The sequence below is a fragment of the uncultured Fretibacterium sp. genome (assembly GCF_938040765.1).
Lineage (GTDB): Bacteria > Synergistota > Synergistia > Synergistales > Aminobacteriaceae > CAJPSE01.
On sequence record NZ_CALIAA010000079.1, the window covers coordinates 1 to 3,715 of the forward strand.

Consider the following 3,715-nt stretch of genomic DNA (forward strand, 5'->3'; position numbering starts at 1 on the left):
TGGAGGACTAAAGGCTGCAAGTAAATTGGATACTCCATGTGCCAACCTGCAGAAACACAAATTGTCAAAAAGCTAACATCAACCTTGAACGTTGTCTTGTCCTCTCTGTTAGTCTATGGGCGGAAGGATCCGAAAGTTCTCGACATCGATCAGCCCCTTGTCCGTGATCTTCCATTTCGGGCTGGTGGAGAGCGCCAGGAAGGACAGGTGCATGAAGGGCTCGTGAATCGCACAGGAGAGCTGCGTCCGCGCAGCCTCCGCCAAGCGCTTGATGCTCTCAGCCATCTCCTCGCCCGACTGCTCGTCCGAGATCAGGCCGCCCACGGGCAGACGCAGCTCGCCCACGACCCTGCCCCGATCCGCCAAGGCGATTCCGCCACCCATCTCGATCACTCGGTTGACCGCCGCAACCATGTCCTCGAGAGATGCTCCCGCCACGATGATGTTGTGCGTATCGTGCGCCACGCTCTCCGCGATGGCCCCCTGTTTCATCCCAAACCCGCGGACGAACGCCTTGCCGATGTTGCCGTTGCGCCCGTAGCGCTCGATGCAGGCGATGTAGAGCACATCGTCCTTCGGGTCGCACGAGACGACGCCGCCCGAGACGGGCAGGGTAACCTTGAGGGTGTCCGTCAGGTTCTGATCCGGGATGACGACGAGGCAGTTTCCGGTGACCTGCGCGGCATCGCTGCGTACCTCCAGGTCCGACTTCGTCAGAGGAGCCCTGCGGACAGAGATCTTGACGGTGTCGGGATAGACATAGGGGGAGAGGTCGACAAGCAGCCTGCCCTTGTGCGCGGTCAGCTTCCCCTCGATGAAGACGGCCTCGACCGACATCTCGTAGAGATCGTCCAGGACGACGATGTCGGCCAGCTTGCCGGGGGCGAGGGCGCCGCGGTCCTCGAAGCGGAAGTAGGCGGACGGGTTGATGGTCACCATCTGTATGGCCTCGACCGGGTCCACGCCCTGACGGATCGTACGCCTCACGATCTCGTTCATGTGCCCCAGGTTGCGGAGGTCGTCCGCCACCATATCGTCCGTCGCGAGGATGCACCGCCGCGAGTCCAGGCCGTCCTCGGTGACCGCCCGGATGCACTCGGCCATGTTCTTCTGCGTGGAGCCCTCCCGCATGAACACGAAGACCCCCTGGCGCAGTTTTTCCACACACTCCGCCTTGGTCGTCGTCTCGTGACAGGAGGCCCGGCCCCCGGCCACGAGGATGTGCGCGGCCAGCTCGGCCCCGAAGAGGTCCGGCGCGTTACCGTCCACGGTCCGGTTGAGCCCCACGGCATAGCTGGTGGAGGCCATGATGTCGGTCACGATCTCCGGGGTGTTGCGGTATACGTGCCGGGCGTTGGAAAAGCCCTGTATCTCCCCGATGCCGATGATATTGGGATAGCTCAGAAGGTCCTCGATGTCCTTCGAGGACACGTCGACCCCCGCGGTCTCCAAAGCGGGACAGTCGGGCGCCAGGCACGGCACCACCAGGTAGACGTGGTTCGGAACCCTGCCCGCCTCGTCTGCCATGGCCTTCATCCCCACCGGCCCCAGGGCGTTGCCGATCTCATGAGGATCGGCGACCAGAGTCGTCGTCCCCGAGGGGATCGAGAGGCGGGAAAACTCCGTAATCGTCAGCATACTGCTCTCGAAGTGCATATGGGAATCGATGAATCCAGGAGACAGGTAGCGCCCCTCCACGTTGACGTAGGTCGTATCCGGCCCTATCAACTCACTGCAATCTCCGACCATGAGAATGTGGCGCCCCTTGACGGCTACGTCCCCGACGTAGGTCTCGCGGGTCAGCGTGTTGACGATCGTCCCACCCGCCAGTACCAGATCGGCGTACCGTTCCTCGGACATCAGCACGTCGACCATGGTGCGGTATTCCATGGTCCTCTTCATGGAATCAATCCTGCTCAAGAACATCTTCCTCCTCCAAGGGAGCACCGACTGGACCAAAGACGCGTATTTCAATGCAAACGCAGGAAAAATTCAGTACACATGAAAAATACGCGAAACATCCAAACGAAAAGCTCCAGCGCTTCCTCAACGTTCAACACGATTCACCACGGGGGTTCCGCCCCCCGCGCCGCTATCCCGGGACTGGACTGGACACCCGGGCCGTCAGCTGCCGCTCATGCCGATGGTGTCCACGATCCCGACGATAGCCGCATCGACGGCCGCCGACGCGTTGCCCACCGCGTTGCGCGACGCAGCCCCCGAGACGCAGAGGACAAGCTCCCCCACTCCGGCCCCCACCGTATCGACCACGATGCGGGTCTCGCCGTAGGACTTGAGATTCTTTTCCAGGAACCGCACAATCAGCAGCTTATGCCCGACAAGGGTGTCGTTCTTCTTGGTCGATACCACCGTACCGACCACCTTAGCCACCTGCATGACGGCTCCCTCCCTCTCCCGACACAGGGGCGGCGATCATCTCGACGCCCATCCGCCTGGCCGTCTCCCGCGCGATATCCGTCACGATGGCGCCGGGGGGCAGGCGCCATTCCGCCCAGGACGCGTGCTCCAGGACATCCCTTCCCGTGACGACAAGCCTCTGCCCTAAGGCAGGCTTCGGCTCCGCCGCCACCGGAACGGTGTTGATATTGGCGTTGATGTTATTGTTGATTTTGATATTGGTGTTGGCGTTGGGCTCGAGCGGGTTCCGCACCCCGGATTGCTCCAGGAGGGCGGAGACGTAGCTCCCTCGCCGGATGCCCTGCACGCCGAACCGGACAAGGGTCTCCGCATAGCCCTGATAGAGGGCCCTCAGCGCTTCATTTCCGGTTTTAGGCTCCAGGAGTCCGTCAAGGTCGGCGTACACGTCCATCCCCTGCCACAGCCCCTCCAGGATGATGCGGGACCCAAAATCGTCCTGGAGCCCCAGGCAGACCTTCGCGGCGGCGCCGCGGTCAAGGACCGCGACGAGGCAGTCGGCCCCGTCGAGAAAACCGTCCGGCATCTCCCCGGAGATATCGTAGAATCCGCATCTCACCGCAAGCCCCCTGGAGGCACGCAGCCCCGGAGACGAGACGACATCCAGGGAACAGCCGAAGCGAAGCAGCACCGAAAGCTCGGCAAGGGCCTGTCGGCCCCTCCCCGCCCCGGCGGCCGACAACACGGCGATGACGCGTCCGGGGGCGTCCCGTCCGGAGGAAACGGACGGGGACACACCGGCAGGGCCGCTCATCTGCTCAAGGATGCTCGCCGCACCCGACATCGACGGCACGTCGTCCATCCCCTTTCTTTTCTAATGGAATCGGCCACGCGTCAATTTTCCGTTTGGCGATTGGCCAGGATGACGCGCTCCACCTCAGCGTGCGGGCGCGGGATGACGTGGACGGAATGCAGTTCTCCCACGAGCTTGGCCGCCGCCGCTCCCGCATCCACGGCGGCCTTGACCGCGCCGACGTCGCCGCGAACCATCACCGTGACCAGGCCGAAACCGATCTTCTCGTAACCGGCGATCGTCACGCTCGCCGCCTTCACCATCGCATCCGCGGCCTCGATAGCACCCACAAGTCCCTTCGTCTCGATCAGTCCCAAAGCCTCAGACATCTCACACAGTCCTCCTCGGAAAAATATCGGCGGTCCTTTCGACAGAGCCGCAAAGAAGATTCACCAATAAAATTCACCCAGCAAAATTCATCCAAAGATAAGGCCCTGGGGCTTCGCCCCAGACCCCACCAGAGGACTTGTCCTCTGGACACCTTTT

4 protein-coding genes are annotated in these 3,715 nt (G+C 62.5%); all 4 read right to left on the reverse strand.

Annotated features, from left to right (window positions below; genetic code table 11):
- Positions 1–108: 108 nt before the first annotated feature.
- The 4 genes from Q0176_RS02940 to Q0176_RS02955 all read right to left on the reverse strand — a co-directional run bounded on the left by Q0176_RS02940 (position 109) and on the right by Q0176_RS02955 (position 3,558).
- Complete coding sequence (locus Q0176_RS02940; RefSeq protein ID WP_299299102.1) at positions 109–1,920, reverse strand: adenine deaminase C-terminal domain-containing protein; 1,812 nt, start codon at positions 1,918–1,920, stop codon at positions 109–111.
- 204 nt (positions 1,921–2,124) lie between these two features.
- Positions 2,125–2,397, reverse strand: a complete 273-nt coding sequence (locus Q0176_RS02945) for a EutN/CcmL family microcompartment protein (RefSeq protein WP_299299104.1) — start codon at positions 2,395–2,397, stop codon at positions 2,125–2,127.
- Positions 2,384–3,229, reverse strand: a complete 846-nt coding sequence (locus tag Q0176_RS02950; protein ID WP_299299106.1) for a hypothetical protein — start codon at positions 3,227–3,229, stop codon at positions 2,384–2,386. Before Q0176_RS02950 ends, Q0176_RS02945 begins: the two co-directional genes overlap by 14 nt.
- Positions 3,230–3,270: 41 nt before the next feature.
- Positions 3,271–3,558 carry a BMC domain-containing protein gene (locus tag Q0176_RS02955; protein ID WP_299299108.1) on the reverse strand — a complete coding sequence of 96 codons (288 nt, stop codon included), beginning with the start codon at positions 3,556–3,558 and terminating at the stop codon, positions 3,271–3,273.
- Positions 3,559–3,715: the final 157 nt, after the last annotated feature.

Coding starts and splice junctions, on each gene's coding strand:
- Q0176_RS02945 (WP_299299104.1), bottom strand. CDS start 2,397: ATGCAGGTGGCTAAGGTGGTCGGTACGGTGGTATCGACCAAGAAGAAC.
- Q0176_RS02955 (WP_299299108.1), bottom strand. CDS start 3,558: ATGTCTGAGGCTTTGGGACTGATCGAGACGAAGGGACTTGTGGGTGCT.